The sequence below is a fragment of the Lentzea sp. NPDC051838 genome (genome assembly GCF_040681245.1).
Classification (GTDB): Bacteria; Actinomycetota; Actinomycetes; order Mycobacteriales; family Pseudonocardiaceae; genus Lentzea.
Genome location: NZ_JBFAYI010000010.1, coordinates 67485 through 93167, shown reverse-complemented (window position 1 = coordinate 93167; position 25683 = coordinate 67485). Strand labels below are relative to the sequence as shown.

Here is a 25683-nt window from a genome sequence, read left to right as displayed (position 1 = left end):
TGACCGCAGAAATGACAGAACCTCTCGCGGCGGGGCGACCTGCCGGCGAGGTGCTCGCGTGGAGTCGGGGGCTCGTGCTCCCGGCTCTGCGCAAGGCCGTCGAACAGCTGCCGCCGTCCATGCGCACGATCGCGGAGTACCACCACGGGTGGCGCGACGAGTACGGCAACCCGGTGCTGGAGAACGGCGGCAAGGCCATCCGTCCGGCGTTGGTCCTGCTGGCGGCGGAGGCCGTGGGCGGGTCCGCCGCGTCCGCCGTCCCGGCGGCGGTCGCGGTGGAGCTGATCCACAACTTCTCGCTGCTGCACGACGACGTGATGGACCGCGACACAACCCGTCGGCACCGGCCCACGGCCTGGACGGTGTTCGGCGTGAACGCGGCGATTCTGGCGGGTGACGCACTGCAAGCGCTTGCGGTGGACGTGCTTGCGGCGTCTGGACATCCGCGTGCGCTGGAGGCCATCCGGACGCTGGGTGACGCCACGGTGGCGTTGCTCGACGGGCAGGCTTTCGACCTCGACTTCGAGACGCGGTCGGACGTGCGGGTGTCCGAAGTGGAGCTCATGGCGCGGGGCAAGACGGGTGCTTTGCTCGGTGCCTCAACGGCTTTGGGTGCTCTGTACGGCGACGGCACCGACGAGCAGGTCGAGGCGATGCGCGGCTACGGCGCCGAGCTGGGTCTCGCGTTCCAGCACGTGGACGACCTGCTCGGCATCTGGGGCGACCCGGCCGTGACCGGCAAGGCCACGCACTCGGACCTGGTGAGCCGCAAGAAGTCCCTGCCCATCGTGTACGCGCTGAACTCCGACGCGATCTACGCCTCCGAGCTGGCGTCGTTGTACTTCGGCTCGCAGGAGATGAACGCGGAAACGCTTGCGCGGGCGGCACATCTGGTCGATCTGGCCGGTGGGCGGGCGTGGAGCCAGACGCAGGCAGGCGAGCTGCACACGCAGGCTCTGGTCCACCTCGGCGAGGCGTCCCCGACCGCGCGTGCGGCAGTGGAGCTCGGCACGCTCGCCGAGCTGGTCACTCATCGCGACCACTGAAAGGCACTTCATGACGGAACATCCGCCGCGTTCGGTGCTGCTCGCCTCACCCCGGTCGTTCTGCGCCGGGGTGGAGCGCGCCATCGAGATCGTGGAACGACTTCTCGACCAGCGCGGCGGCCCCGTCTACGTGCGCAAGCAGATCGTGCACAACATCCACGTCGTGCGGTCGCTGGAGGCTCGTGGCGCTGTGTTCGTGGAGGAGCTGTCCGAGGTGCCGCACGGTGCTACGGCGGTCTTCTCCGCGCACGGCGTCTCCCCCGCTGTCCGTGCCGAAGCAGTCTCGCGGTCGTTGGACGTGCTGGACGCCACCTGTCCTCTGGTGGCCAAGGTGCACGCCGAGGCTCGCCGGTTCGCCGAGCGCGGGGACACCGTCGTGCTGATCGGGCACGCCGGGCACGAGGAGGTCGAGGGGACGCTGGGCGAGGCTCCCGACCGGATGGTGCTGGTGGAGACGGTCGACGATGTCGACGCATTGGAGATTTCGGGCCCTGTCTCGTACCTCACGCAGACAACGTTGGCGGTGGACGAGACGGCCGAGGTGATCGAGGCCCTGCAACGGAAGTTCCCGCAGCTGCGCGGGCCGGGGTCCGACGACATCTGCTACGCCACCACGAACCGGCAGATCGCGATCCGGGACGTCGCGGCGCAGTCGGATCTGGTGCTGGTCGTCGGCTCGAGGAACTCGTCCAACTCGGTGCGGATGGTCGAGCTGGCCTCTCGCGGTGGCACTCCCGCCTACCTGATCGACGACGCGTCGGAGATCGATCCTTCGTGGCTGGACGGGGTGTCCTCGGTGGGTCTGTCGGCGGGTGCGTCGGCGCCTCCCGAGCTGGTGGACGAGGTGGTGGCGGCTTTGCGGGCGTTGGGTTCTGTTTCCGTCTCCACGCACACGACCGCCACCGAGACGATCGCCTTCACGTTGCCGCTGGCGGTGCGTCGTGCTGGCTGACATCACCTCGCCCGCGGACGTCCGGGCACTGCCTTCGGCTTCGCTTTCGGTGCTGGCGTCGGAGATCCGGTCGTTCCTGATCTCCAAGGTGCACCGGACCGGCGGGCATCTCGGCCCGAACCTGGGTGCCGTCGAGCTGACCATCGCGGTGCACCGGGTGTTCGCCTCGCCCGTCGACGTGGTGCTGTTCGACACCGGGCACCAGTCGTACGTGCACAAGATGCTGACCGGTCGATGCACCGACTTCGACTCGTTGCGCCAGGCGGGAGGTCTTTCCGGCTATCCGTCGGCGGCCGAGTCCGCGCACGACGTGATCGAGAACTCGCACGCCTCGACCGCACTGTCCTATGCGGACGGTCTGGCCAAGGCGTTCGAGCTGGGCGGCACCGATCGCCGGGTCGTGGCCATCGTCGGCGACGGCGCGCTGACCGGCGGCATGTGCTGGGAGGCGCTGAACAACATCGGCGGCTCCACCCGTCCCGTTGTCGTGCTGCTCAACGACAACGGCCGCTCCTACGACCCGACCGCGGGCGGGTTCGCGGCGTCTCTCCTGGACGGCAGGGCTCGTGGCTTGTTCGAGGCGCTGGGTCTTGCCTACATCGGCGAGGTCGACGGCCACGACGTGCACGCCGTCGAGAACGCCTTGTGGGAAGCCAAAGCTTTGAACCGGCCTGTCGTGGTGCACTGCAAAACCGTGAAGGGCAAGGGTTACGACGCCGCGGAAGCCGACGAGGCCGATCGCATGCACGCGGTCGGCGCCTCTGGTGCTTCTGGTGGCCGGACGTGGACCGACGCGTTCTCCGAGGAGATCCTCGCGATCGGCTCGTCGCGTCCCGACGTCGTCTGCCTGACCGCGGCGATGCTGGAACCGGTGGGGCTGCGGCCGTTCTCCCTACGATTTCCCTCACGCGTTTTCGACGTGGGGATCGCCGAGCAGCACGCGGTGACATCCGCCGCGGGCATGGCGATGGGCGGCCTGCACCCGGTGGTCGCCATCTACGCGACGTTCCTGTCGCGTGCCTTCGACCAGCTCCTGATGGACGTGGCGCTGCACCGCTTACCGGTGACGTTCGTGCTGGACCGCGCCGGTGTCACGGGCCCGGACGGCGCGTCGCACCACGGCATGTGGGACGCGTCCGTGCTCCCCGTCGTGCCGGGCCTGCGTCTGGCCGCTCCACGCGATCCTTCCTCGCTGGCGGCGTTGTTGCGTGAAGCCGTTGCGGTGTCCGACGGCCCGACCGTCGTGCGCTACCCGAAGGCTGCTGTTGGTCCTGATGTGCCGGCCGTGCGCCGGGTGAGCCACTTCGACGTGCTGCGCGAGGTTCCGGACGCGGAAGTCCTGCTGGTCGCCGTCGGCCCGCTCGCCGGTCCTTGCCTGGCCGCCGCTGAGGAACTGGCTTCGCACGACGTCCGCGTGAACGTCGTCGACCCCCGCTGGATCGCTCCCCTGGACCCGCACCTCGTCAAGTACAGCAGCCAGTTCAAGCTGGTCCTGGCCGTCGAGGACACCACGTCGACCGGTGCCCTGGGCGCACGTTTGGGCCAAGCCCTGCCCGGTCATTGCGTGGCGGCTTTCGCGTTGCCACCACGCTTCCTGCCCCACGACTCGCGCGCCCGAATCCTGCGAGCACACGGCCTGGACGCGGCCGGCATCACGACGAGCGTGCTGAAGCGCCTCGCCGTGCTGTGACGTACCAGCCGATCGCGAAGGACACAGCGATCGCCCCCGCCCCCACCGCCGGCGCCTTGACCTCGGCCGGCAGCTCGAGTGGCCGCATAGCCGTGGCAAGACTCAACAAAATCGGCCCCTGCACGACGAACGCGACATAGGCAGACCGCGCCAGCCCCTCGGTGAAGGGCCCCTGGCCGGTCAGCCTGCGCTGCGCCAGCCCGATGAGCCACAAACTGCCCGCCACCACCAGGATTCCTTCTGTCAGTGCGAGCGCGAGCGCCTGCCACTTCCAGCCGCCGAGGAACGGTTCGGCGTTCTTCGCCAGATCCAGCACACCCAGGAACGCCGCCGCGAACGGCAAAACCACGATCGTGCCGATGACGACGTTGCGACACGCCTTGTAGATGTCGTCCGGCACCCGCTCAGCGAGCTTCCGCCCGCCTATCGCCCCCAGCAGGAACATGCCCAGACACTGCGGCCACCACCAGAGGTGCAGATCCCCGACCTGCCCACTTCTGGCGGGAAAGACCAGGCGCGTCAGGAACGTCGTGCCCGCGACGATCATCGTCATGCTCAGCACGGTCCTGGTGGTGATGGCACGTTCCTTTATGGGTGGTGCGATCGCGAGCGCGATGCTGAAGATCAGCAGCACCCCCACGAACCACAACGACCCGCTGTCCAGGAACGGATCCCGGTGCGTGAACGCGTGCCACCAGCTGACTGGTTGTCCAGCACCGTTGTAGGCGATCCACACGAACGTCGGCCACACGACGAGCGCGGTGATGATCCAAGGCGTGCCAAGCCTGACGAGCCGCTCGGCGATGAACCTCTTGGAGCCTTTGCGCTCGATCGAGTTCGGCGTGAAGATCCCGGCCATGAAGTAGAACGTGCCCATGAAGAACAACCCGGACGGCCCGATCAACGCCGCCAGCACAGTCTCCACGCCGGGGTGGAACGTGACCTCGTTGACCTCGTCGTACGGCCAGCCCCCGATCGCGGCGTAGCCCAGCAGCGCGTGGCCGCCGATGACCCACGCCACGAGGATCACCTTCAGGTTGTCCACTGCGGACAATCTCACGCATTCCATGGTCCGCTTCTCGTCCCGTTCACGCCACCGCCGACGGGTGGACGCGCCCTGTTCACGGCATGTGTTGGAACGAACGAGTTCCGTGGCCGAGACTGCGCTACGGGCGGTGCCAACAGCTACTTCGCTCGCACATCGCCGCGGCCGAGCATTCCGCCGGATGCGGGTGGGGCTGCTGGTCCGAACCTCGACCGGCGAGCCGACCTCTCGCGCGACTGGTACCGGGGGCGTGACCGCGACTCCCCAGGCGAGCACGCGACTGGTCTCGGGGTCGTGGCCGCGACTCCCCGGACGAGCGCGCGACCAGCCTGTCGCCGCGCCCGAACACCGTGGCCCCGCTCGAACCGTCGCCCGCCCAAGCCCGTGGGCCCGTCACGTCGGCTCGCGGCCCGAAGCCGGGCTACGGACGGTCGCCCATGTACACGCCCAGCGCGCGGAACCGCAGCCCCGGCTCGGCGTACTCCTCCATCGCGTGCGCGATCCACCCCACGATCCGGGCGATCGCGAAGATCGCCTCCCCCGCGTCCGGCGCCATCTCGAACATCACGCCGAGCTGGGCGAGTGCGAGGTCGATGTTCGGGAACGACTGCTGCTGCGTGCCGATCACCTTGTCCGCCACGAGCTCACCGTGTGAGCGGAGCAGGGCGAACAGGTGGTCGGCGCGCGGGTCTCGCCGTTCGTAGACGTAGTGGCCGAAGCCCGGGATCGGCTGGTTCGCGCGCAGGTGTTCGGCGATAGCGCCCATCGGGTCGGCTTGCGCCTGCTGCAGGAAGCGGTGGGCGAGGGTGCTGGCGGTGCCGTGCTTCTGGCCTTCGAGGGCGCCGAGGCCCGCGGACACCACGGCGTAGGGGTGGGCGCGGGCGGAGGCGGCGACGCGGGCGGCCATGGTCGAGATGGCCAGGTCGTGGTCGGCCAGCAGGATCAGCACCGTGTTCAGCACGTCTGGCTGGGGTGGCTGTGGTGAGAGACGGGCCCACAGGCGGTCGGCGATGTCGGTGCCCTGCGGGCGTTGCAGGAGAGGCAGGGACTCGACGACGTCCGCGATCAGGGCCTTGGCCGTGGTGACGGCTCGGGAGAGGTCGAAGCGCAGCGGATCACCGGCGCCGGCGAGGGCCACGGCGACTCGGACGCGGTCGGTCAGGGTGGCGCTGTCCGGGAGGGCCATCCAGATCTCCTGGCCCTCGGGGAACGTCATGCCCACCGAGTCGATCTCGGTCCACAGCCAGTGGGCCACGTCCTCGAAGCGCTTGGTGCTGGAGAGCTCGGGCACCGAACGGCCGCGGTAGTAGAGGCGGTCGTGCTCCAGCAGCGAGATGCGCGTGCGGATGCGATCGGTCACAGCCGCCACTGCTCCGCGCGCACCAGTGCGCTGGGCCAGGGCTTCCACGTCGGCGACGTCGAACATGCTCTGCCGGTTGACCTTCTTGCTGGTCAGGAGGCCGCGGCTGACGTAGGCGTAGACAGTCGCCGGTTTGACGCCCAGGCGGCGGGCAGCTTGATTCGTCGTCAACATTGATTCCATCAACATTGACTGTACATGACATGTTGACGGAGCCTGTTGTACATGTTGATTGATGCACCCAAAGGGCTTAAAGACGTCGTCGTCACCACGACCCTGATCGGGGACGTGAACGGTGCCGCGGGCTACTACCACTACCGCGAGCACGACGCGATCGAGCTGGCCAGGACGCGGACGTTCGAGGACGTGTGGTTCCTCTTCGTCGAGGGCCGTCTTCCGGACGAGGACGAGTCGGCGCTGTTCAGGGCGCAGACCGCGCAGCTCAGGGACCTGCCGAACAGCATCAGGGAGGTGCTGCCGGCGATCGCACGGTCGGGCTGCACGGCGCTGGCGGGACTGCGGACGGCGCTGTCGTTGCTGCCGAGCCAGCCGATGTGGGACGCGCCGATGAGCACCAGGAAGGCGGACGCGCTCAAGGTCAGCGCGATGACGCCGACGATCCTCGCGGCACTGCACAGGCTCAAGCTCGGACTTGATCCGGTCAACCCCAGGGTTGATTTGTCAACGTCGGCGAACTGGTTGTACATGTTGACTGGACTGGAGCCGTCAACATGGACGAGCCGTGCAGTCGAGCAGTACTTGATTGCCACGATCGACCACGGGTTCAACGCGTCGACGTTCACCGCGCGCGTGGTCGCATCAGCAGGCGCCGACGTCGTGTCGGCCGTGACAGCGGCCATCGGGACGTTCTCCGGGCCTCTGCACGGTGGCGCGCCAGACCGGGCGTTGGAGGCGTTGGACCTCATCGGGTCGCCGGACAACATCGACGCGTGGGTGCGCGAACGCATCGAGCAGGGCGACCGGATCATGGGCTTCGGCCACCCCGTCTACAAGACTGAGGACCCGCGGGCGCGCATGCTCAAGGAGATCGCGCTCGAGCACCCCAACGACCTGACCACCTTCGCCGTCACGGTCGAGCGGAAGGTCATCGACCTGCTGGAGGAGCTGAAGCCGGGCCGGCAGCTGTACGCGAACGTGGAGTTCTACGCGGGCGTGGTGATGGAACTGTGCGGGATCCCGCGAGACATGTTCACGCCGACGTTCGCGTGCAGCCGGGTGATCGGGTGGTGTGCCAACGCGCTCGAACAGTCCGAGGACACGAAGATCATCCGCCCGGTCGCCCGCTACACGGGTCCCCAGCCCCACATCGTGAGGTGAGAACGGTCAGGTGAGGTACCGCAGGTCGTCGCGCACTCGGACGCGGTCGCGGTCGCTGACGTCGGTCGAGCCCGCGAGACCGGCATTGCGGTCGCGGTGCCGGTCGAGCCAGACGGAGAGGGCTGCTACTGCCAGGACGATCGCTGCAAGAGTCATGTCTAAAGTTTGCGGCCAGCAATATCCCGCCAACAGTGGCAGATCCGACGATGCGCGTTAAAATCCTGCCATGCTGCGATCGGTGGCGGTTCCGCTCATCGACGGCGTCGCGCCGTTCGAGTTCGGCCTGCTCTGCGAGGTGTTCGGCATCGACCGGACCGAGGAGGGCGTGCCTCTGATCGACTTCCGCGTCTGCGGGGAGCTGCCGCACGAACCAGTGCCGACGAGCATCCGCGGGGTGTCGATCACGCCGGAGCACGGGTTCGACGCGCTGCAGAGCGTCGACCTCGTCGCGCTGCCGGCCGCGCGCGTGCGCCGCAACTACCCGGAGAAGCTGGTCAAGGCGCTCCGGGAGACCGGCGCGACGCTGCTCAGCGTGTGCAGCGGGGCGTTCATCCTGGGCGCCGCGGGGCTGCTGGACGACCGGCGCTGCACCACGCACTGGCGCGAGGCCGCCCAGTTCCAGGAGCGTTTCCCGAAGGCCCAGCTGGACCCGGACGTGCTGTTCGTGGACGACGGCAACATCATCACCAGCGCCGGCACGGCCGCGGGCATCGACGCCTGCCTGCACCTCGTCCGCCGGGAGCTGGGCACCAAGGTCGCCAACATCATCGCCCGCCGGATGGTCGTGGCGCCCCAGCGCGACGGCGGTCAACGGCAGTTCGTGGAGCTCCCCATCCCCGAGTGCAGCTCCGACAGCCTCGAGCCGGTGCTGGAACGGGTGCTCGACACGATCGCGGACAACCACACCGTGGCGTCCATGGCGAAGCTCGCGGTCATGTCCGAGCGGACGTTCGCGCGCAAGTTCGCCGCGGAGACCGGCACGACCCCGAACAAGTGGCTTTCACTCCAAAGAGTGCTTCACGCGCGCAGGCTGCTCGAAGAGACCGACCTGGACGTCGACGCGGTCGCCACCAGGTCAGGCTTCGGGACAGCCGCTCTCCTCCGACACCACTTCCATCGGGTCGTCGGCGTCGCACCGAGCGATTACCGACGCACATTCGCCTGTCGTTAGGCGGGTGAAGACCTTCTCCGAAATCTCCCGCAGCGCCTCGACCTCGGTGTCGCTGAGCTGGTCGAACACCAGCGTGCGCACGATCTCGGCGTGCGAGGGCGCCGCCTCCTCGATCGCGGTCCTGCCCACGTCGGTCAGCACGACGAACGACCCGCGCCCGTCGCTGCCGCAGTTCTCCCTGCGCACCAGGCCGCGCTTCTCCATCCGAGCCACGTGATGTGAGATGCGACTCTTCTCCCAGTGCAGCAGCCGCGCGAGCTCAAGGACGCGCACGCGTCCGTCGACGGTGTCGGTGAGCTGCACCAGCACGGCGAAGTCGGCCATCGAGATCTCCGAGTCGACCGACATCTGCCTGCTCAGGTGCGCATTCAGTTCTCCCTGCATGCGGACGTAGGCACGCCACGCCCGCTGCTGTTCAGGTTCAAGCCATCGTGTCACGTGCTCAGCATACGGGAATAGTTGACACATCATCCACGTTCCGGCAGGGTGGATGACACATCAACCGAATCGAACGACCGAAGGACTGACCACCATGACCACCGCCACCAACCTCTCCGAACTGACCGGCGACTACGTCATCGACGGCTCGCACTCCCGCATCGGCTTCGTCGCACGCCACGCGATGGTCACGAAGGTTCGCGGTGCGTTCAACGAGTTCGACGGCAAGATCTCGATCGACGGTGACAAGCCGGAGAACACCACCGCGCAGGTGACCCTCAAGGTCGCGAGCATCGACACCCGCAACGCGCAGCGCGACGGCCACCTGGCCACCAACGACTTCCTGGACGCCGAGAACCACCCGGAGATCACGTTCGTCTCCACCTCGGCCAAGCAGGTCGACGAGGACAACTTCGAGATCACCGGTGACCTCACCATCAAGGGCGTCACCAAGAGCATCTCCATCCCGTTCGCCTTCGAGGGCGTGGCCATCGACCCGTACGGCCAGACCCGCGTGGGCTTCGAGGGCTCGCACACCATCAACCGCAAGGACTACGGCGTCACCTGGAACGCGGCGCTCGAGACCGGCGGCGTCCTGGTGAGCGAGAAGGTCGTCCTGGAGTTCGAGATCTCCGCGGTCAAGCAGGCCTGACGACGGCCACCGGGCACGGGGCGTGGTAGATCAGGGCCTGCGAGGTAGACCCGAGCAGCATCCCGGCGAATCCACCACGCCCCCGTGAACCCACCACGAGGAGCGCGGCCCGTTCCCCCAGCTCCAGCAGCAACGGAATCGGCCGCTCCCCCACCACCAGCTGTTCCACCGCGACGTCCGGGTACTTCTCCAGCCACCCGGACATTCGCGCGTGCAGAAGTGACGACTGCTCGTCGACGCGCGCCATCGCGGCCACCAGCGGCACTCCCTGAGCGGCCGCCTGCTCGAACGCGAAGCCGATGGCCGCGTCCGACTCGGGCGACAGGTCGACGCCCACCACCACGGGCCCCTCATGCCGGTTGCCCCGCACCACCACCACGGGACACTCACCGTGCTGTGAGAGCGCCACGGCCGTAGAGCCCACCAACGCTCCGGTGAACCCGCCCAGCCCGTGCGACCCCACGACCACCTCCCGCGCGCGTGCCGACTCCGCGAGCAACACGGGCGTGGGATGTTCCATGCGCAGGTCGTGCTCCACGACCACGTCAGGCGCCTCTGCCCGTGCGACGGCAACGGCCTGAGAGAGCCACATCCGCCCCTGGTCGTACATCGCCTCACGCAACTCACGCGCCGATGAGATGACCTCGGGATACCCGCGCGTCGGCAACGTGTACGCGTGCACCAGCCGCAACGGCGCGTCGTGCAACTTGCACTCACGAGCAGCCCACGCCACCGCTGCCAGCGCGGACGAGGAACCGTCGACTCCGACGACAACGGGAAGACCGCTCATGATCCCAAAGTAGGCCCGAACGTTGTAGCGAGCCGCGTGCCGATGGTCCCCTTCTCGCAGGGTCTTTGGGCTACCGTGTCACGAATGGCGACGCGTGTTTTCCTCGTCGACGACCACGAGATCGTCCGCCGCGGCATAGCGGACCTGCTCGGCGAGGAGTCCGATCTGGAAGTGGTCGGCGACGCCGCCTCGGTCGCGGAGGCCCTGGCCAAGGTGCCGTCCGCCGAGGCCGACGTGGCGGTGCTCGACATCCGGCTCCCCGACGGCAACGGCATCGAACTGTGCCGCGAGCTGCGCAGCCGCATCCCCGGCCTGCAATGCCTGATGCTCACGAGCTTCGCGGACGACGAGGCCCTGTTCGACGCGATCATGGCAGGCGCCTCGGGCTTCGTCCTGAAACAGATCCTGGGCGCAGACCTGGTCAACGCCGTCCGCACGGTGGCCGCGGGCCAGTCCCTCCTGGACGCCCGCACGACCTCCGCCCTGCTGAACCGGATCCGCCGCGAACGCGAGGAGGGCGACCCGCTGCGCATGCTCAGCGAGCAGGAGCGCACCGTCCTCGACCTCATCGGCGAGGGCCTCACCAACCGGCAGATCGCCGAGCGCATGTTCCTCGCCGAGAAGACCGTCAAGAACTACGTCTCGCACCTGCTGGCGAAACTCGGCATGCAACGCCGCACGCAGGCCGCCGTGTTCGCCTCGCAGTTCCGCAAGGACGGCGAGAAGCCCCGCTAGCTCTTTCGAGTGAAGCTCGCCGTGCCGGTTCACGTTCGGCTCGTTCGGCGCCCCTTCTTGCCATGGACCCCACAGTGATCGCGTTGATAGGCGGGCTCGGCAGCCAGGTGCTGACGGTGGTCGCGCTGGCAGTGCGTGTGAGACGGCCCCGGCGACGGCGCGTGATCCACTTGCGCATCACGCGGGACGGCGATGTCTGACGAGAAACCCGCGCACACACGGGTGCGGGCGGGTTCCGAGTCGACGGACGAGTTCGCGGCCTTCTACCGGACGAACTTCAAGCCGCTGACGGCGTTCATCCTGATGCACGGCGCATCACTGGTCGAAGCCGCCGACGTCGCGCAGGACACGATGATCGAGGCCTACCGCTCATGGGACCGCATCGACCACCACCGCGCCTGGGCCTACCGCGTCGCCTCGAAAACCTTCGGGCGCCGGAGGTTCGCGGCCGTCGAAGATCCGGTGGCCGAACCTCCCGAACCCGCGCCGCCGTTGTGCGGGGACATCGAGAACTGGGAGCAGCAGCAGGACCTGCTCACCGCACTCGCCGTGCTTCCGCCGCGACAACTACAAGTCATGGCATGGACGTTGTCGGGATTTCGTCCAGCGGAAATCGCTGACGAGCTCGGCATCACGCCCGAGGCGGTGCGATCAAGCCTGGCGAAGGCTCGGCAGGCCCTCAGCGCGCGAGGTGAGCGATGAACATCGACCAGCAACTGGCCTCGCTGCTCGGCGCGCTCGACGACGTGGTCGACCTGGAACGCGGTCTCGCGGACGCCACGCTCCCCCGCGCACACGCCGCGCTGGTGGCCGGACTCGACGACGCGCTGGACCTCAATACCGGACTCGCACAGGTGGTGTCGCCCGCGACCGGGCGTCCGACGGAAGTGCTCGACGGTTTCGTCTCTTTCGCGGCAGAAGTCTGCGGACTACCGGCGGCGGAACGCCTCGCCGCCCGCGCCTGGCTGTCGGTGGATCTTCTCGTCGAGGCGTACGTCCTCGCCGAACACGTGCCGACAGTCCTACGCCTGGCCGTCGATCTCGGCAAAGCCAAGATGTACGTCCAGACCACTGTCAGGATGGACGCACGGCGTGTCTTCAAGGACCTCGACCGGCTCGACCACCGGCCCATCGATCTCCACCACGTCGCACGCGCGCTCGTGCGCAGGTTGGAGCGTGGAACCGCGGAAACAGTCCGTCAGGCCCACAAAAACGCTCTGCAGCTTCGTGAACTCTTCGGCATGCGGCTTGCCACCCTGCTTCGGGAGATCGACAGGAGGGCGCGTGGCGCCGCCCTGGGGCACCGAATCCACGGGGGTCTCGTCAACGCCGCGTTCGCAGAAGCTCTGCTGGAGCCTCTCAGCCGACTGATCACGGCAGTGACGAGCGTCGCTGGGGCCGACCTCACCGCAGCCGACCTCGCAGGCCTTCCGCTCGACGGTGTGCGGTGGTCGTCGGACACGCGCTGGCCGCCTGCCTGGGAGGTGTGGGTGCGCGACAACTCGGTGGCGGTCTCCGCCGATCTGTTCGAGATCCGGGGGGGCGAGACAGGCAGCCGGTTGCCTACGTGAGCGGCACCCGCCAGACCACGCAGGCGCCGCCGCCCTCGGTTCCCCGCACCGCGAACGTCCCCCCGAACTGCTCCGCCCGCCGAGCAAGGTTGCGCAGGCCGCTGCGCGAAGCATCGGACGGGATGCCGATTCCGTTGTCCTGCACGGTGATCACGACGTCCTCGCCCGCGTCGATCAAGACGGTGAGCTCGGTAGCGGAGGCGTGCCGGACGGCGTTCGTCACGGCCTCACGCACCACGGCCTCGACGTGTTCGGCGAGTTCGGGTGGGACTGAGTTGTCGACGGTGCCGGACATGCGCACCGCGGGCGAGAGGTGCGTGGCTTCGGTCAGGCCGGCGACCAGGTCCAGCAGGCGGCGGCGCAGGGAGGTGTTGTCGGTCGAGTGCAGGTCGAAGATGGACGTGCGGATCTCGCGCACCGTCTCGTCGAGCTGCTCGACGGCGGTCTGCAACCTCGAAGCCACCTCGGGCTCGGTGATGCGGCGCATGGTGGCCTGCAACGTCAACCCCGTCACGAAGAGGCGTTGGATTACGTGGTCGTGGAGGTCGCGGGCGATGCGGTCGCGGTCTTCGAGGACGTCCAGCAACCGTTGGGAGCGTTGCTGTTCTGCGAACTCCAGGGCGACGGCCGCCTGGTCGGCGAAGGAGGCGAGCATCGGCACCTGGTCCGGCAGGAAGCGGGTTTCGCCGCCGCGGCGCAGGACGATCAGGGCGCCGGTGACGCCCGCGCCGGATCGCAGCGGCACGGCCAGGGCCGGGCCGAACGCGGAACCCAGGTCGTCTACCAGCAGTGGGATGCCGGAGCGGATCACCTCGTCGACGGCGTAGTCGGCGGCGTCGAAGTCGTCGATCTTCATGCCCGCGCTGGCCGCCACGGCCAGCGGGGTGTCGTCGCCGTCGCCGAGCACGACCAGCGCCGAGTCCGCGCCGGCCAGTTCGACGGTGCGCTGGGTGATGAGGCGCAGCGCGTACTCGCCGGACGCGCCGCCCAGGAGTTCGGAGTTGACCTCGCCGATCGCTTCCAGCCACCGCTCGCGCATGCGGGAGCGTTCGAAGAGCCGGGCGTTCTCGATCGCGATGCCGGCCGCTGCGGCGAGGGCCTGCAGGACGGCTTCGTCGTCCGCGGTGAACTCGGCGGCGTCGATCTTCTCGGTCATGTAGAGGTTGCCGAACACCTCGTCGCGCACACGTACGGGCACGCCCAGGAAGCTGTGCATCGGCGGGTGGTTGGGCGGGAAGCCGACGGACATGTCGTGCTGGGTGAGATCGCGCAGCCGCAACGGCGTCGGGTCCTTGATGACCAGCCCGAGCAGGCCCTTGCCCTCGGGCAGGTGGCCCATCGACGCACGCGTGGCCTCGTCCACCCCCACGTACACGAACTCGGACAGGTCGTCGCGCGTGCCGAGGACGCCGATCGCTCCGTAGCGGGCACCGACCAGGTCGACGGCTGCTTGGACGATGCGCTGCAGGGTCGAGTCGAGCTCCAGCCCGGCCGCGACGGCGAGGACTGCGCCGAGCAGCTCCTGCATGTGGTCACGCGTGGTCACGATCTCGTCCATGCGATCCCGCACCTCGTCGAGCAGCTCGTCGAGGTCACGGCGGCCAGGCGCGTCAGACACGCACACTAGATTCGCACATTTTCGCCCACTCAGGGCCCTATCAAGTTGGGACCTTCGACCGTGGCCTCGTACGCGCACCGGCCGGAGAGTGTGAGCATGACGATCGCCGTGCCCGACTCACTCGGACTCGCGGGTGAGGACGTGCGCGGCGTCCTTGCGCTCGCGAGAGCCTCCGCGACCGGTGTCCGGTTCGAGGTGCGTCCCGAGCAGATCGAGCTGCACACCACCACCCCGCACAGCAGGGAGACGCGGCTCGCGTGCGGCGTCGCGCTGCTCAACGTCCGGCTGGCCCTGCAAGGTCACGGCATCCGTCCACTCGTGACGCTCCTGCCAGGCCAGAGCGCGAACGACGCCGCCGCGGCCGTGCGGCTCGGTGGTTACCAGGAGCCGAGTCCGGACGTGCTGGCACTGCTGCACGCGTTGCGCACGAACCGTCGCACGTGGACGACCTTCCCGGAACTGGCTTCGTGGCGCGGGTTGCTGTCGCGAGCGGCCGAAGTGGAACGTGCGTGGCTGCACGTGCGCAACGGGGCCGAGCTGGTGCTGTGCACGTTCAGCCAGGGGGCGGCGGCGGAAATCCGGGCGGGGCAAGCGATGCAGCGCGTGATGCTGACCGCGGGGACGGTCGGGGTCAGCGTCGGGCCCGCCCACGACGCCATCAGCCTGTCCGCGTTGCGCGCGGACCTGCGCCCGTGCCTCGGCAACACGCTGGTGCCGCAGATGGTCCTGCGGCTGGGGAGGTGATCACTAACCTTCGCCGCGCGATTTCGCCGGCCAGGTGGGTGCATCGCGGGTTCGACCCCGCACCCGCATATCGGGCATATGGGGGTGCGGGGTCGAACCCGCGAGGTGCCCTACTGGTCGCCGAAAGCGCGTGGCGAAGATTGTGATCGCCTCCCCAAAGACCGTGTCCGTCCCACGGCGCGCGGGGGTCACATGACTCGCGGCGCGGGACGGACACGGTTCCCTCTACCCAGAGGTCTTATGTGGTGATGAGCTTCGTCGGGTCGGCGACCGGCGACTCGACCACGAGGTCCTTGTACTCGTCCTCGATGCCCTTGTTGTGGATCTGGATGGCCAACGGCGCCTCACGGCCGGCAGGCTCCTTCTTGTCCTCGAACTTCAGGACTTCCGTCGCCTTGCACTTCGCGGCGCCTTCCGGCAACGGGCAGCAGGCCATGCGCGCGATGCCGGTCTCACCGTTCGCCAGGATCTCGCACTGCGCCCACTTCTTCACGTCCCAGCTGGGGTGCGGGTACTTGGTGAAGAGCTTGCCGCCGCCGTTGTTGTGGCCCGGCCGGTAGTCCCACGCGCCGCCGTTCGGTGGCTGGAACTGGATCGCGCCGAGGCCGTTGAGGGGCGGGGTCGCGATCTTGCCCCAGATCAGCACGGTCGGCTTGTGGTCGCCGGAGACCTGGCGCAGCTTGAAGATCCAGCGGAAGCTCTTGTACTGCTGCTTGTTGTAGTAGATCCAGCCGCGCGAGGCGTTCTTCTGGCTGTGGATCGCGCCGCCCTTCACGACGAACGCGTCCTTCGCGTGCATGGTCCAGCCGTCGAGCGTCTTGCCGTCGAAGATGGGCACCAGCACGGGGTCCGCGGCCCGCGCCGGTGTTGTTCCCGCGACCAGTGCCAGCACGAAGGCAGCGACTATCCACAATGGACGACGAAACATTTGTTACCGTCCTCGGCTCCGAGGTTTTCGGCAGCGACGGTGCATCCCACGTTAGAACTGAGACATCGGAGCAGTCAACGGAAACGCGTGTTTCTGAAAACGGACAAACCCTATCGGGCCAGCACCGCCCTCCACAGCAACCGAGCCATCTCCGGGTGGCAGATGTCGTTGTGCGCTCCGGCGATCCCGTCGATTCGCCGGATCACGGACGTGCAGTCGACGTTGTGCACCCGACCCGGTGACAGCTCGCCGGGAGATCCGATGTTGTGCCCCTGCGCGTAGGTTCCCTGCACGCCGTGCGAGCCGATGCCGCCGTACTTCGGGTACGAATCGAGGTCCACCTGACGGCCCGAACGCGCGGCCAGCGGGTAGAACCGGCCGATGGCGTAGTCGTGCGTCGAGGTCGTCACGATGATCGGACCGGGCACGCGACCCAGCACACCGCGGAAGTAGCCGGAGCCGGGTTCGCCGGGCAGCCGTTCCGCGAACGACCACAGCGACATCGCGCCCTGCACCAGGGTGAGCGTCGCGGCGGGCACGACGTTCGCCATCGCGGTCGCCGTGATGCAGCCGAAGCTGTGCCCCATCAGGTGAATCCGCGCAGACGGTGCCGCCTGGGCCACCTCGCGGGCGATCCTGGCCGCGCCGCTCTCGCCGAACACCTTGGCGCGCCGCTTCATCTTCCAGAACGTCAGGATCCGCAACGGCGACAGGATGCCACCCAGCGCGGGATCTTCCAGGCACGCGCGGTAGAGCTGCTCGGCGTCGAACGGCATGCCGTCCTCGCCCGGCAGGTCAGGGACCGAGCTCTCCAGGTAGTCGTAGGCCTGTTTGACCGCGGCCGACATCCGGCACGGGTGCTGCCGTGCGGCTTCGACGATCGTGCGCACGGCGGCCGCGCGACCCGCTCCCCCGCCGAGGCGTTCCGCGGAGGCCTTGATGAACTCGTCGGAGCGCACGTCCTCGTCGCCCCACGCCTTCGACGGCCAGTGCAGGCCGACGAGCAACGACTTGAAGCCGCCCGGAAGCCGGTGTGCCGCTTCACGTTCGGCCCGGCAGTCGGCCATCGTCGCGACCCACTGCCCGTACTGCAGACGGGCGGCGGGCACGTCGCCGTTCCACCCGTGGATGAAGAAGAACACGTCGGTGACACCGCGGCGGGCGTCGTACAAGACGTCCGCGCTCTCGCGCCCCCGCTCGTTGCCGGTCTCGTCGAAGCAGACGAGGTGATAGCTGATGTCGTGGCCTGGCACGGATTCTCGGGACATCGCGGATCACCACCACACAAAAAGCGCGCCCTACTGTTCTCCGGTTATCGGAACCAGGGCGGCTCATGGTTAGCCCTGGCGATCAGGAAAACCCGTTCGGACCAGGGGATTCACCCCGATTGCGCCGGTAGTGGCGGGCCGCGCGGACCCTGTTGCCGCACGACGGCGAGCACCATTCACGCCGCGGGTGGTCCTTCACGAAGTAGAGAACACACCCCGGCGCATAACAGGCGCGCAGCAGAACCCGGTCCTCGCCGGTGAACAGCTCGACGGCCTCCGCGGCGATCGACGCTCGTTCACGGTCGGCGAGCGAGCCCTCGCTTTCGTTGTCCCGCAACAGTTCTCCGTCACGCACCGTGAGCCGCGGCCACTGCCGCGCGCTCCGGGCGGCACGGTTCACCTCGGCCACCGCACGCGACAGGTCACGATCCTGCGCGACCGCACGCGTGTCCTCGGTGAGCACACCCGCGAGGTCTCGCAACGCCTGCCGCAGCGCCCGGAACGCGTCCAGGTCGGCCTGGTCCGCCGGCACGCCGAGGAAGTCGCGAAGCCCACCGACCGTGGTCAGGTCGTCGTGCACCTGCGACCGGTTGGCCCAGATGGTGTTCATCAGCAGGACCGGACGGGGTTCGTCGGGCGTCAGCACACCTAACGGTAACACGGGCTTGCATCCGTTAGACACACGTTCTAACGTTTGCAGCGTCGCCCAACCGTTGGAAGGATCTCTCGTGAACCTCGTGCCCCCGTTCGACGCCGACACGGCCCGCCTGAAGGTGAGGGCCGCGCAGGACGCCTGGAACACCCGCTCGCCGGAACGCGTCGCGGGTGCGTACACGCCGGATTCGGTGTGGCGCAACAGGTCCGAGTTCGTGCGCGGCACTGACGAGATCGTCGCGTTCCTGACGAAGAAGTGGGAGCGCGAGCACGAGTACGTGCTGCGCAAGTCGCTGTGGGCGTTCGGTTCCGATCGGATCGCCGTGCGCTTCCAGTACGAGTGGCACGACGACGACGGCCAGTGGTGGCGCAGCTACGGCAACGAGAACTGGGAGTTCGCCCCGTCCGGCCTGATGAGCAGGCGTGAGGCGAGCATCAACGACGTGCGGATCGCCGAAGCGGACCGCCGCATCGACCCCGAGTCGACCTACGAGATCCCGACGGAGTAGCTGAGATGCACGTCGAAGCGTTGTGGCGCTATCCGGTGAAGTCGCTCGGCGGCGAACCACTCGACCAGGCCGAGTTCACGAACGACGGCGTGGCGGGCGACCGGCTCGTGCACGTCCAGGGCCCGCGCGGCGTCCTGACCGGCCGCACCCGGTACGGCCTGCTCACGATCCCCGCGTCCACCGGCCCCGACGGCCCGCTGGTGGACGGACACCCGTGGGACAGCTGGGCGGCCCACGCCCTGGTGCTCCCCTACGGCGGCCGGTTGACGCCCTACGCCGGACCGGAGCGCTTCGACGTGCTCAACGTCCTCGTGGCCACCGACGGCCAGGTCGCGGCCTCTGGCGTCGACGTGCGGCGGCTGCGGCCCAACATCCTGATCGGCGGCGTCGAGCCCGGAGCCGAGGACTCCTGGCCGGGGCACGCTCTGGTGATCGGTGACGTCGTGATCGGGATGTACACCAAGCGCGCCCGGTGCGTGGTCACGACGATCGACCCCGACTCCGGCGCGCAGGACCTGGACGTGCACCGGCGGATCCGGCACGAGTTCGGCGGCAAGCTGTGCCTCGACAGCTGGGTGATCCGGCCCGGGACCGTCAGCGTCGGCGACCACGTCGAGGTGGTGCCGACCGACGAGCTGCCCGACCAGGTGGGCGGGTGGATCGTCGGCCGGCCGTACGCGGTTTAGATGTTGCGGCGGTACTGCCCGCCCACCTCGAAGAACGCCTCGGTGATCTGCCCGAGCGTGCACACCCGAGCCGCGTCCATCAGCACGGCGAACACGTTCTCGTTCGTCTGCGCCACCTCCCGCAACCGCGCGAGTGCCTTCTGGGCCTCGTCGCGGTGCGCGGACTGGTAGGCGCGGGTGCGGTCGACCTGGGAGGACTTCTCCTCCTCGGTCGCGCGGGCGAGCTCGATCTTCACGACCTCGCGCGTGCCGTCCTCGGGCAGGAAGGTGTTGACGCCGATCAACGGCAGCGAGCCGTCGTGCTTGCGCTGTTCGTAGAGCATCGACTCGTCCTGGATGCGGCCGCGCTGGTAGCCGGTCTCCATCGCGCCGAGCACGCCGCCGCGTTCGGAGATGCGGTCGAACTCGGTCAGCACGGCCTCTTCGACGAGGTCGGTCAGCTCGTCGATGACGAACGAGCCCTGCAACGGGTTCTCGTTGGCGGAGAGGCCCCACTCCTTGTTGATGATCATCTGGATGGCCATCGCACGGCGCACGGACGACTCGGTCGGGGTCGTGATCGCCTCGTCGTAGGCGTTGGTGTGCAAGGAGTTGCAGTTGTCGTACAGCGCGCAGAGGGCCTGCAACGTGGTGCGGATGTCGTTGAAGTCCATCTCCTGCGCGTGCAGCGAACGGCCCGAGGTCTGCACGTGGTACTTGAACTTCTGCGAACGCTCCTGAGCGCCGTAGCGGTCGCGCATCGCCACGGCCCAGATGCGACGGGCCACGCGGCCGATCACGCTGTACTCGGCGTCCATGCCGTTGGAGAAGAAGAACGACAGGTTCGGCGCGAAGTCGTCGATGTTCATGCCGCGCGCCAGGTACGACTCGACGTAGGTGAAGCCGTTGGCCAACGTGAAGGCGAGCTGGCTGATGGGGTTCGCGCCGGCCTCGGCGATGTGGTAGCCGGAGATCGAGACGGAGTAGAAGTTCCGCACCTGCTGCTGGATGAACCACTCCTGGATGTCCGCCATCATGCGCAGCGAGAACTCCGTGGAGAAGATGCAGGTGTTCTGACCCTGATCCTCCTTGAGGATGTCGGCCTGCACCGTGCCGCGGACGTTGGCCAGCGCGAACGCACGCAGCTTCGCCAGCTCGTCCGCCGAAGGCTCGCGACCTTCGTCCGCCGTGAACTTCGAGACCTGCTGGTCGATCACCGTGTTGAGGAAGTAGGCGAGGATCGTCGGCGCCGGACCGTTGATCGTCATCGACACCGAAGTCGTCGGCGCGACCAGGTCGAAGCCGTCGTACAAAGCCTTCATGTCGTCCAGCGACGCGATCGAGACACCGGACGTGCCGATCTTGCCGTAGACGTCCGGCGGGGTGTCGGGGTCGCGGCCGTACAGCGTCACCGAGTCGAACGCCGTCGACAGGCGCGTGGCCGGGTTGCCCTTCGACAGGTACTTGAAGCGGCGGTTGGTGCGGAACGCGTCGCCCTCGCCCGCGAACATGCGCGCCGGGTCCTCGCCCTCGCGCTTGAACGGGAAGACGCCCGCGGTGTACGGGAAGAAGCCCGGGAGGTTCTCCTTGCGCAGGAACCGCAGCAGCGAGCCCTCGTCGTCGTAGCGCGGCAGGCTGACGCGGCGAACCTGGTTGCCGGACAACGTCTCCCGCGTCAACGACGTGTGGATCTCCTTGTCCCGCACCTTGAACACGAGCTCGTCGCCGGAGTACTGCTCGCGGGTCGCGGGCCACTGCGCCAACAACTCCGCATTGTCGCGGTCGACCTTGCGCTCGGCGGCGGAAGCCAGCTCGGCGATGTCCTCGACATCCTTTCCGGCTGCCTCCAACGCCTTCTGCGCGCCGGTCAGCTGGAGGTGCGTGCGGACCGCGAGCACCTGTTCGTCGGTCTTGCGGTGGTAGCCGCGCACGGTGTCCGCGATGTCGGAGAGGTACCGCGCACGGGAGGCGGGGACGACCGTGGACGCGGAAGTCGACGTCTTGCCGGAGACGGGAAGGAGCGCGCCGTCCTCCACGGACAGGCCGTGCGAGACCAGCCCGTCGCGCAGGAACTGGTACAGCGCGGTGACGCCGTCGTCGTTGAACGTCGCGGCGGACGTGCCGTACACCGGCATGTCCTCCCACTTGACGCCGAACGCCTCGCGGTTGCGGACCATCTGCCGCGCCACGTCACGACGCGCGTCCTCGGCGCCACGACGTTCGAACTTGTTGATCGCCACGGCGTCGGCGTAGTCGAGCATGTCGATCTTCTCGAGCTGCGACGCGGCACCGAACTCCGGCGTCATCACGTACAGCGAGAAGTCCACGAACGGCACGATGGCCGCGTCGCCCTGACCGATACCGGGCGTCTCGACGATGACCAGGTCCGCGCCGGAAGCCTTGCACGCCTTGATGGCCTGCTCCAGGCCGTCCGGGATCTCGCTGCCCGCACGGCGCGTGGCCAGCGAACGGAAGAACACGCGGTCGCCGTCGAGGCAGTTCATCCGGATGCGGTCGCCGAGCAGCGCGCCACCACCGCGGCGGCGGGTCGGGTCGACGGCCAGCACCGCGATGCGCAGCTTGTCCTGCTGGTCGAGGCGGAACCGGCGCACCAGCTCGTCCGTCAGCGACGACTTGCCCGAGCCACCGGTGCCGGTGATGCCGAGCACGGGAACGGTGCGGGTGGTCTCGACGTCGACGGTCTCGCCGGCCTCGATGTGCGTGATCGCGCGCGCCAGGGCCTCGTCGGACCCGGTGAGCAGCGCGTCGTGGCTGAACGGTGACGTGAGCGCGTGGTCGCACTCCTCGATCATCAGGTTGATCATCCGCGCCAGGCCGAGCGACTGGCCGTCGTGCGGCGAGAAGATCCGCGCGACCCCGCGGGAGTGCAGCAGCTCGATCTCCTCGGGGACGATGACGCCGCCACCGCCGCCGTAGACGCGGATGTGCCCCGCGCCGCGCTCGTTCAGCAGCTCCACCAGGTACGAGAAGTACTCGACGTGCCCGCCCTGGTACGCGCTGATGGCGATGCCCTGCACGTCCTCCTGGATCGCGGCGTTCACGACCTCCGCCACCGACCTGTTGTGGCCGAGGTGGATGACCTCCGCACCCTGCGACTGCAGGATGCGCCGCATGATGTTGATCGCCGCGTCGTGCCCGTCGAACAGGCTGGACGCCGTCACGAAGCGGACCGGGTTCACCGGCCGGTGCAGAGAGGTCGCCATAGGAATAGTTTGACTTCCTACTATTGGACGTGCAACCGAGGGTGGTTCACGTCTCTGAATCGAGCACGAAGCAGAGTGTCGCGCCCCGCGCCACAGGTTCGCTCGCGGAGCGCTTCTGCCCAGGTAGCGTGCCTTCATGGCTGCCGTGGATGACTACTTCGAACGGGTCCGCGCGCTGGCCGAGGAGTCCGCGACCTGGTCCGGCTGCGGATCGACGAGATCGGCTGATCATCGGCTGATCAGAGCCGGTCGAGGCGGGCACGCACCGGGTCCGCGTCGGTGGAGCCCAGCTCGTCGAGGATGTCGAGGGCGCCCTGCCAGCTGGCCCGTGCGTCGTCCCCCGCCTCGTGCTGCGCGTCGCCGAGGTGGATGAGCGTGTCGGCCTCGTAATAACGTTCGCCCAGGTCGCGGTACAGAGCGAGCGCGGACTCGTAGTGCTCGACGGCCTGAGTGTGCTCGCCGAGCTTCAGGTGCGCGCCGGCGATCGTGTCGAGCACGCTGGCCTCGGCGCGGCGGTCGAGGTTCACCCGCGCGATCCGCAGCGCCTCGAGACCACCGCCGACCGCCTCGCGGAACCGGCCGAGCTTCACGAGGTACCAGGCGACGGCGTTCAGCGCGTTGCCCAGGCCGGGCGGACCTCCCAGACCTTCGAAGAGGGCCACCGCCGCGCGAGAGTGCTCCAGCGCCTCCTCCGTGCGGGACTGACGGCCCGCGATCGCGGAGAGGTTGAGGTGGCTCCACGCCTCCTCCGCCTGGTCGCCCAGCCCGCGGAACAGGTCGAGGGCCTGCTCGAACTCGGCTCGGGCGCCGTCGTAGTCACCGGAGCGGGCCGACGCGACGGCGAGTCCGCGGCGGGAGTGCGCCTGCCCCACCCGGTCGCCCAGGCGCACCGCGGCGGAAAGCGCTGCCCGGCTCATCGCGGCCATGTCCTGCCAGTGGCCGTGGCGGTCCTGGTGCGGGATCAGGGTTCTGGCGAGCTGCCACGTGTGCGTGTCGAAGCCGTCCTCGCCCGACCGCAGCCCGGCCGCGAGCAGCACCCGGTACTCGCGGGTCAGCCACGCGTGGGCCTCGTCGTAGCTCTCGAACTTCTCGGGCGTCACGCCGTCGGTCAACGGCGCGAGCGTGATCGGGATGGCCGTCGGGTTGCACTGCTCCATCGCCGCGTAGCCGCTGTGCAGGTAGTGGTCGAGCATCCGGCGCTGGGCCGCGTGCAGCTCGGCGGGATCGTCCGCGACCAACTCCGTGGCGTAGGCCCGCAGCAGGTCGTGGAAGCGGTACCGGTCGGGCATCGGCTGTTCGAGCAGATGCGCGTCGACCAGGTCCTCCAGCAGGTCGCCCGCAGTGTCGACGTCGGTGCCCAGCAGGGACGCGGCCGCTCGGGCACTGGTGTCCGGGCCGGGTGCGAGACCCAGCCACCGGAACATCCGCTGCTGCCCCGCGGACAGGTCGCGGTAGGACTGCGTGAACGCGGGGGCCACGCCCCGGTCTCCCCCGAGCTCGCCGAGCAGTCCGCGCCCCTCCCGCAGCCGCGCGTTCAGGCGTTCGACTGTCCACGTTGGACGCGTGCGCAACCGGGCTGCCGCGATCCTCAGTGCCAGCGGCAGGTACCCGCACAGCCGCACCAGCTCGTGCACCGCCTCGGGTTCCGCCTGGACCCGCTCGGCGCCGATCACCTGTTCCAGCAAGCCGATCGCGTCCCGCTCGGGCAGGACGTCCAGCGACAGCACGCGTGCGGCGTCGAGATCGAGCAACCGGCGCCGGCTCGTCACCAGGGTCAGGCTGCTCGACGTGCCCGGCAGCAGTGGACGGACCTGCGCCGCGCTCACCGCGTTGTCCAGCACCACGACGGCTTTGCGGTCGGCCAGCTCCGTGCGCCACATCCCGGCACGTGCGTCCAGGTCGGCAGGGATGCTCGCGCCGGGCACGCCCAAGCCGCGCAGCAACGTGTCCAAAGCCGAACCGGGATCGACGGGATCACGTCCGGCCGTGTGGGCGTGCAGGTCGAGGAACAGCTGTGCGTCCGGATACCGGTCGGCCAGGCTGTGTGCGAGGTGGACGGCCAATGCGGTCTTGCCGACACCGGCCATCCCGTCGATCGCGGAGATCACCACCGCGCCGCCGGAGTCACCGGGCACCATCGACAGCAGCTGGTCCAGCTCCGCACCGCGACCGGTGAAGTCGGCGACGTCGCCGGGAAGTCCGTTGCGCCGCACCGGTTTCGGCACCGCGAGACCGGGATCGTCGGCCAGCACGCGTTCGTGCAACGACCGCAGGTCGCGCCCCGGATCGAGACCCAGTTCCTCGCTGATTCTCCGCCGCACGTCCGCGAACACCCGCAGCGCGTCCGCCTGACGTCCGTTGCGGTGCAAGGCGAGCATCAGCTGACCGGCCAGCCGTTCGTCCAACGGGTGCTGGTCCGCCAACGTGGCCAGCGTCGACACGAGCGCGGTGTGCCGGCCCGCCCGCAGTTCGAGGTCGTGGTGGTCGAGCCGCACCTCGAACCGCTCGCGCTCCAGGATCTCCCGCAGGTCGTTCAGCCACGCCGTGTCGAGGCCCTCGAACGCCTCACCACGCCACAACCGCATCGCCCGCTCCAGCAGGCGGCGTGCCTGCTCGTCACTGGTCGCGGCCCGCGCCTGACTGGCCAGCTGCCGAAACCGGTGCAGGTCAACGGATTGCTCGTCGACCGTCAGCACGTACCCGCCCGAGCGCGTGGCGATGCGCGCGGGTGTCGGCTCCAACGCGATCCGCAGACGGGCCAGGTAGCTGTAGAGGGCGTTGCGCACACGCGGCGGTGAGTTCTCGCCCCACACGCGGTCGACGAGCCTGTCGGCGGGCACCGCGGTGTTCGCGTCGGCCAGCAACACCGCCAGCACGCAACGCTGTTTGGCGGGTCCGATGTCGACGAGACGTCCGTCGACAGCGACCTCGACACTCCCCAGCACGCGACACTCGAACACCGAGTTCCCCCTTCGCCGACCATTGTGCAGGCACGGCAGGACGGCGTGGTGCGGCACCGCTGAACTCGTGACCTGACGAGCTCCGCGCCGAGCCGGGGACAATGGCGGGCCGAAACAATTCCAATTGCCTCGGAAGACGCGGCTAGGCCGATCCGGGAATGCCACCCAATTGCGATCGAGGCGCACAGGACTTGAAACTCCGATGTTTCGCCCTGATGCAATCGGGTACCGCGTGCGACTGCCGCTGCGCCGGGCCGTTCGTACAGAGTCATAAGACCCGGAAACGGACCTGAAGACCACTCCGCGCAGCCATCCGCCTCACCGG

The 25683-nt window shown here is 68.6% G+C and carries 23 protein-coding genes; 12 read left to right on the top strand and 11 right to left on the bottom strand.

Annotation, left to right across the window (positions count from 1 at the left end):
- The first annotated feature begins 11 nt into the window (after positions 1 to 11).
- The 3 genes from AB0M24_RS23130 to AB0M24_RS23120 are packed head-to-tail and all read left to right on the top strand — an operon-like array spanning position 12 to position 3688.
- The gene (locus tag AB0M24_RS23130) at positions 12 to 1046 is read left to right on the top strand and encodes a family 2 encapsulin nanocompartment cargo protein polyprenyl transferase (protein WP_363771252.1); all 1035 of its coding nucleotides are present in this window, start codon (positions 12 to 14) and stop codon (positions 1044 to 1046) included.
- Positions 1047 to 1056: 10 nt separating this feature from the next.
- Positions 1057 to 1998, top strand: coding sequence for a 4-hydroxy-3-methylbut-2-enyl diphosphate reductase (locus tag AB0M24_RS23125; RefSeq protein WP_363771249.1), 942 nt, complete (start codon positions 1057 to 1059; stop codon positions 1996 to 1998).
- Complete coding sequence (locus AB0M24_RS23120; protein WP_363771601.1) at positions 1991 to 3688, top strand: 1-deoxy-D-xylulose-5-phosphate synthase; 1698 nt, start codon at positions 1991 to 1993, stop codon at positions 3686 to 3688. Before AB0M24_RS23125 ends, AB0M24_RS23120 begins: the two co-directional genes overlap by 8 nt.
- Here AB0M24_RS23120 and AB0M24_RS23115 read toward each other — a convergent pair.
- Complete coding sequence (locus AB0M24_RS23115; RefSeq protein WP_363771246.1) at positions 3651 to 4748, bottom strand: acyltransferase; 1098 nt, start codon at positions 4746 to 4748, stop codon at positions 3651 to 3653. The two genes, AB0M24_RS23120 and AB0M24_RS23115, sit on opposite strands and share 38 nt — an antisense overlap.
- A gap of 406 nt (positions 4749 to 5154) precedes the next feature.
- Positions 5155 to 6276 carry a citrate synthase gene (locus tag AB0M24_RS23110; RefSeq protein WP_363771243.1) on the bottom strand — a complete coding sequence of 374 codons (1122 nt, stop codon included), beginning with the start codon at positions 6274 to 6276 and terminating at the stop codon, positions 5155 to 5157.
- 42 nt (positions 6277 to 6318) lie between these two features.
- Here AB0M24_RS23110 and AB0M24_RS23105 point away from each other — a divergent pair, with 42 nt between their 5' ends.
- Positions 6319 to 7431 carry a citrate synthase/methylcitrate synthase gene (locus tag AB0M24_RS23105; RefSeq protein ID WP_363771240.1) on the top strand — a complete coding sequence of 371 codons (1113 nt, stop codon included), beginning with the start codon at positions 6319 to 6321 and terminating at the stop codon, positions 7429 to 7431.
- Positions 7432 to 7437: 6 nt separating this feature from the next.
- On the opposite strand, the gene AB0M24_RS23100 is transcribed toward AB0M24_RS23105, so the two are convergent.
- Complete coding sequence (locus AB0M24_RS23100; RefSeq protein WP_363771237.1) at positions 7438 to 7587, bottom strand: hypothetical protein; 150 nt, start codon at positions 7585 to 7587, stop codon at positions 7438 to 7440.
- A gap of 70 nt (positions 7588 to 7657) precedes the next feature.
- Here AB0M24_RS23100 and AB0M24_RS23095 point away from each other — a divergent pair, with 70 nt between their 5' ends.
- Positions 7658 to 8602 (top strand): helix-turn-helix domain-containing protein, encoded by a 945-nt coding sequence (locus AB0M24_RS23095; protein ID WP_363771234.1) that lies wholly within the window; start codon positions 7658 to 7660, stop codon positions 8600 to 8602.
- Here AB0M24_RS23095 and AB0M24_RS23090 read toward each other — a convergent pair.
- Positions 8507 to 9040 (bottom strand): MarR family winged helix-turn-helix transcriptional regulator, encoded by a 534-nt coding sequence (locus AB0M24_RS23090; RefSeq protein WP_363771231.1) that lies wholly within the window; start codon positions 9038 to 9040, stop codon positions 8507 to 8509. The two genes, AB0M24_RS23095 and AB0M24_RS23090, sit on opposite strands and share 96 nt — an antisense overlap.
- A 94-nt stretch (positions 9041 to 9134) precedes the next feature.
- On the opposite strand from AB0M24_RS23090, the gene AB0M24_RS23085 reads away from it, so the two are divergent.
- Positions 9135 to 9692 carry a YceI family protein gene (locus AB0M24_RS23085; protein WP_363771228.1) on the top strand — a complete coding sequence of 186 codons (558 nt, stop codon included), beginning with the start codon at positions 9135 to 9137 and terminating at the stop codon, positions 9690 to 9692.
- Here the strand turns inward: AB0M24_RS23085 and AB0M24_RS23080 are convergent.
- Positions 9679 to 10482, bottom strand: coding sequence for a universal stress protein (locus AB0M24_RS23080; RefSeq protein WP_363771225.1), 804 nt, complete (start codon positions 10480 to 10482; stop codon positions 9679 to 9681). The two genes, AB0M24_RS23085 and AB0M24_RS23080, sit on opposite strands and share 14 nt — an antisense overlap.
- An 84-nt stretch (positions 10483 to 10566) precedes the next feature.
- Here AB0M24_RS23080 and AB0M24_RS23075 point away from each other — a divergent pair, with 84 nt between their 5' ends.
- The 3 genes from AB0M24_RS23075 (at position 10567) to AB0M24_RS23065 (ending at position 12788) form a co-directional block, all read left to right on the top strand.
- On the top strand, positions 10567 to 11217 hold the full coding sequence (locus tag AB0M24_RS23075; protein ID WP_363771222.1) for a response regulator transcription factor: 651 nt from the start codon (positions 10567 to 10569) through the stop codon (positions 11215 to 11217).
- Between the two features lie 192 nt (positions 11218 to 11409).
- A complete protein-coding gene (locus AB0M24_RS23070; protein ID WP_363771219.1) occupies positions 11410 to 11919 on the top strand; it encodes a sigma-70 family RNA polymerase sigma factor in 510 nt (169 codons plus the stop codon).
- Positions 11916 to 12788 (top strand): hypothetical protein, encoded by an 873-nt coding sequence (locus AB0M24_RS23065; protein WP_363771216.1) that lies wholly within the window; start codon positions 11916 to 11918, stop codon positions 12786 to 12788. Before AB0M24_RS23070 ends, AB0M24_RS23065 begins: the two co-directional genes overlap by 4 nt.
- On the opposite strand, the gene AB0M24_RS23060 is transcribed toward AB0M24_RS23065, so the two are convergent.
- A complete protein-coding gene (locus AB0M24_RS23060) occupies positions 12781 to 14346 on the bottom strand; it encodes a GAF domain-containing protein (RefSeq protein WP_363771599.1) in 1566 nt (521 codons plus the stop codon). The two genes, AB0M24_RS23065 and AB0M24_RS23060, sit on opposite strands and share 8 nt — an antisense overlap.
- Before the next feature lie 156 nt (positions 14347 to 14502).
- Here AB0M24_RS23060 and AB0M24_RS23055 point away from each other — a divergent pair, with 156 nt between their 5' ends.
- Positions 14503 to 15150: a hypothetical protein gene (locus AB0M24_RS23055; protein WP_363771214.1), complete on the top strand. Its 648-nt coding sequence runs from the start codon at positions 14503 to 14505 to the stop codon at positions 15148 to 15150.
- A gap of 238 nt (positions 15151 to 15388) precedes the next feature.
- Here the strand turns inward: AB0M24_RS23055 and AB0M24_RS23050 are convergent, their stop codons facing one another.
- The 3 genes from AB0M24_RS23050 to AB0M24_RS23040 form a co-directional block, all read right to left on the bottom strand.
- Complete coding sequence (locus tag AB0M24_RS23050) at positions 15389 to 16078, bottom strand: family 16 glycoside hydrolase (protein WP_363771211.1); 690 nt, start codon at positions 16076 to 16078, stop codon at positions 15389 to 15391.
- A gap of 110 nt (positions 16079 to 16188) precedes the next feature.
- Positions 16189 to 17346, bottom strand: a complete 1158-nt coding sequence (locus AB0M24_RS23045; protein ID WP_363771207.1) for a hypothetical protein — start codon at positions 17344 to 17346, stop codon at positions 16189 to 16191.
- 82 nt (positions 17347 to 17428) lie between these two features.
- Positions 17429 to 17956, bottom strand: a complete 528-nt coding sequence (locus tag AB0M24_RS23040) for an ABATE domain-containing protein (protein WP_363771205.1) — start codon at positions 17954 to 17956, stop codon at positions 17429 to 17431.
- 118 nt (positions 17957 to 18074) lie between these two features.
- Between AB0M24_RS23040 and AB0M24_RS23035 the strand changes: the two genes are divergently transcribed.
- Together AB0M24_RS23035 and AB0M24_RS23030 are read left to right on the top strand one after the other, a co-directional pair.
- Positions 18075 to 18509, top strand: a complete 435-nt coding sequence (locus tag AB0M24_RS23035) for a nuclear transport factor 2 family protein (RefSeq protein ID WP_363771202.1) — start codon at positions 18075 to 18077, stop codon at positions 18507 to 18509.
- Between the two features lie 5 nt (positions 18510 to 18514).
- Positions 18515 to 19195: an MOSC N-terminal beta barrel domain-containing protein gene (locus tag AB0M24_RS23030; RefSeq protein ID WP_363771199.1), complete on the top strand. Its 681-nt coding sequence runs from the start codon at positions 18515 to 18517 to the stop codon at positions 19193 to 19195.
- Here AB0M24_RS23030 and icmF read toward each other — a convergent pair.
- Positions 19192 to 22398: a fused isobutyryl-CoA mutase/GTPase IcmF gene (gene icmF, locus AB0M24_RS23025; protein ID WP_363771196.1), complete on the bottom strand. Its 3207-nt coding sequence runs from the start codon at positions 22396 to 22398 to the stop codon at positions 19192 to 19194. The genes AB0M24_RS23030 and icmF overlap by 4 nt on opposite strands.
- Before the next feature lie 239 nt (positions 22399 to 22637).
- Positions 22638 to 25358, bottom strand: a complete 2721-nt coding sequence (locus AB0M24_RS23020; protein WP_363771193.1) for a BTAD domain-containing putative transcriptional regulator — start codon at positions 25356 to 25358, stop codon at positions 22638 to 22640.
- Positions 25359 to 25683: the final 325 nt, after the last annotated feature.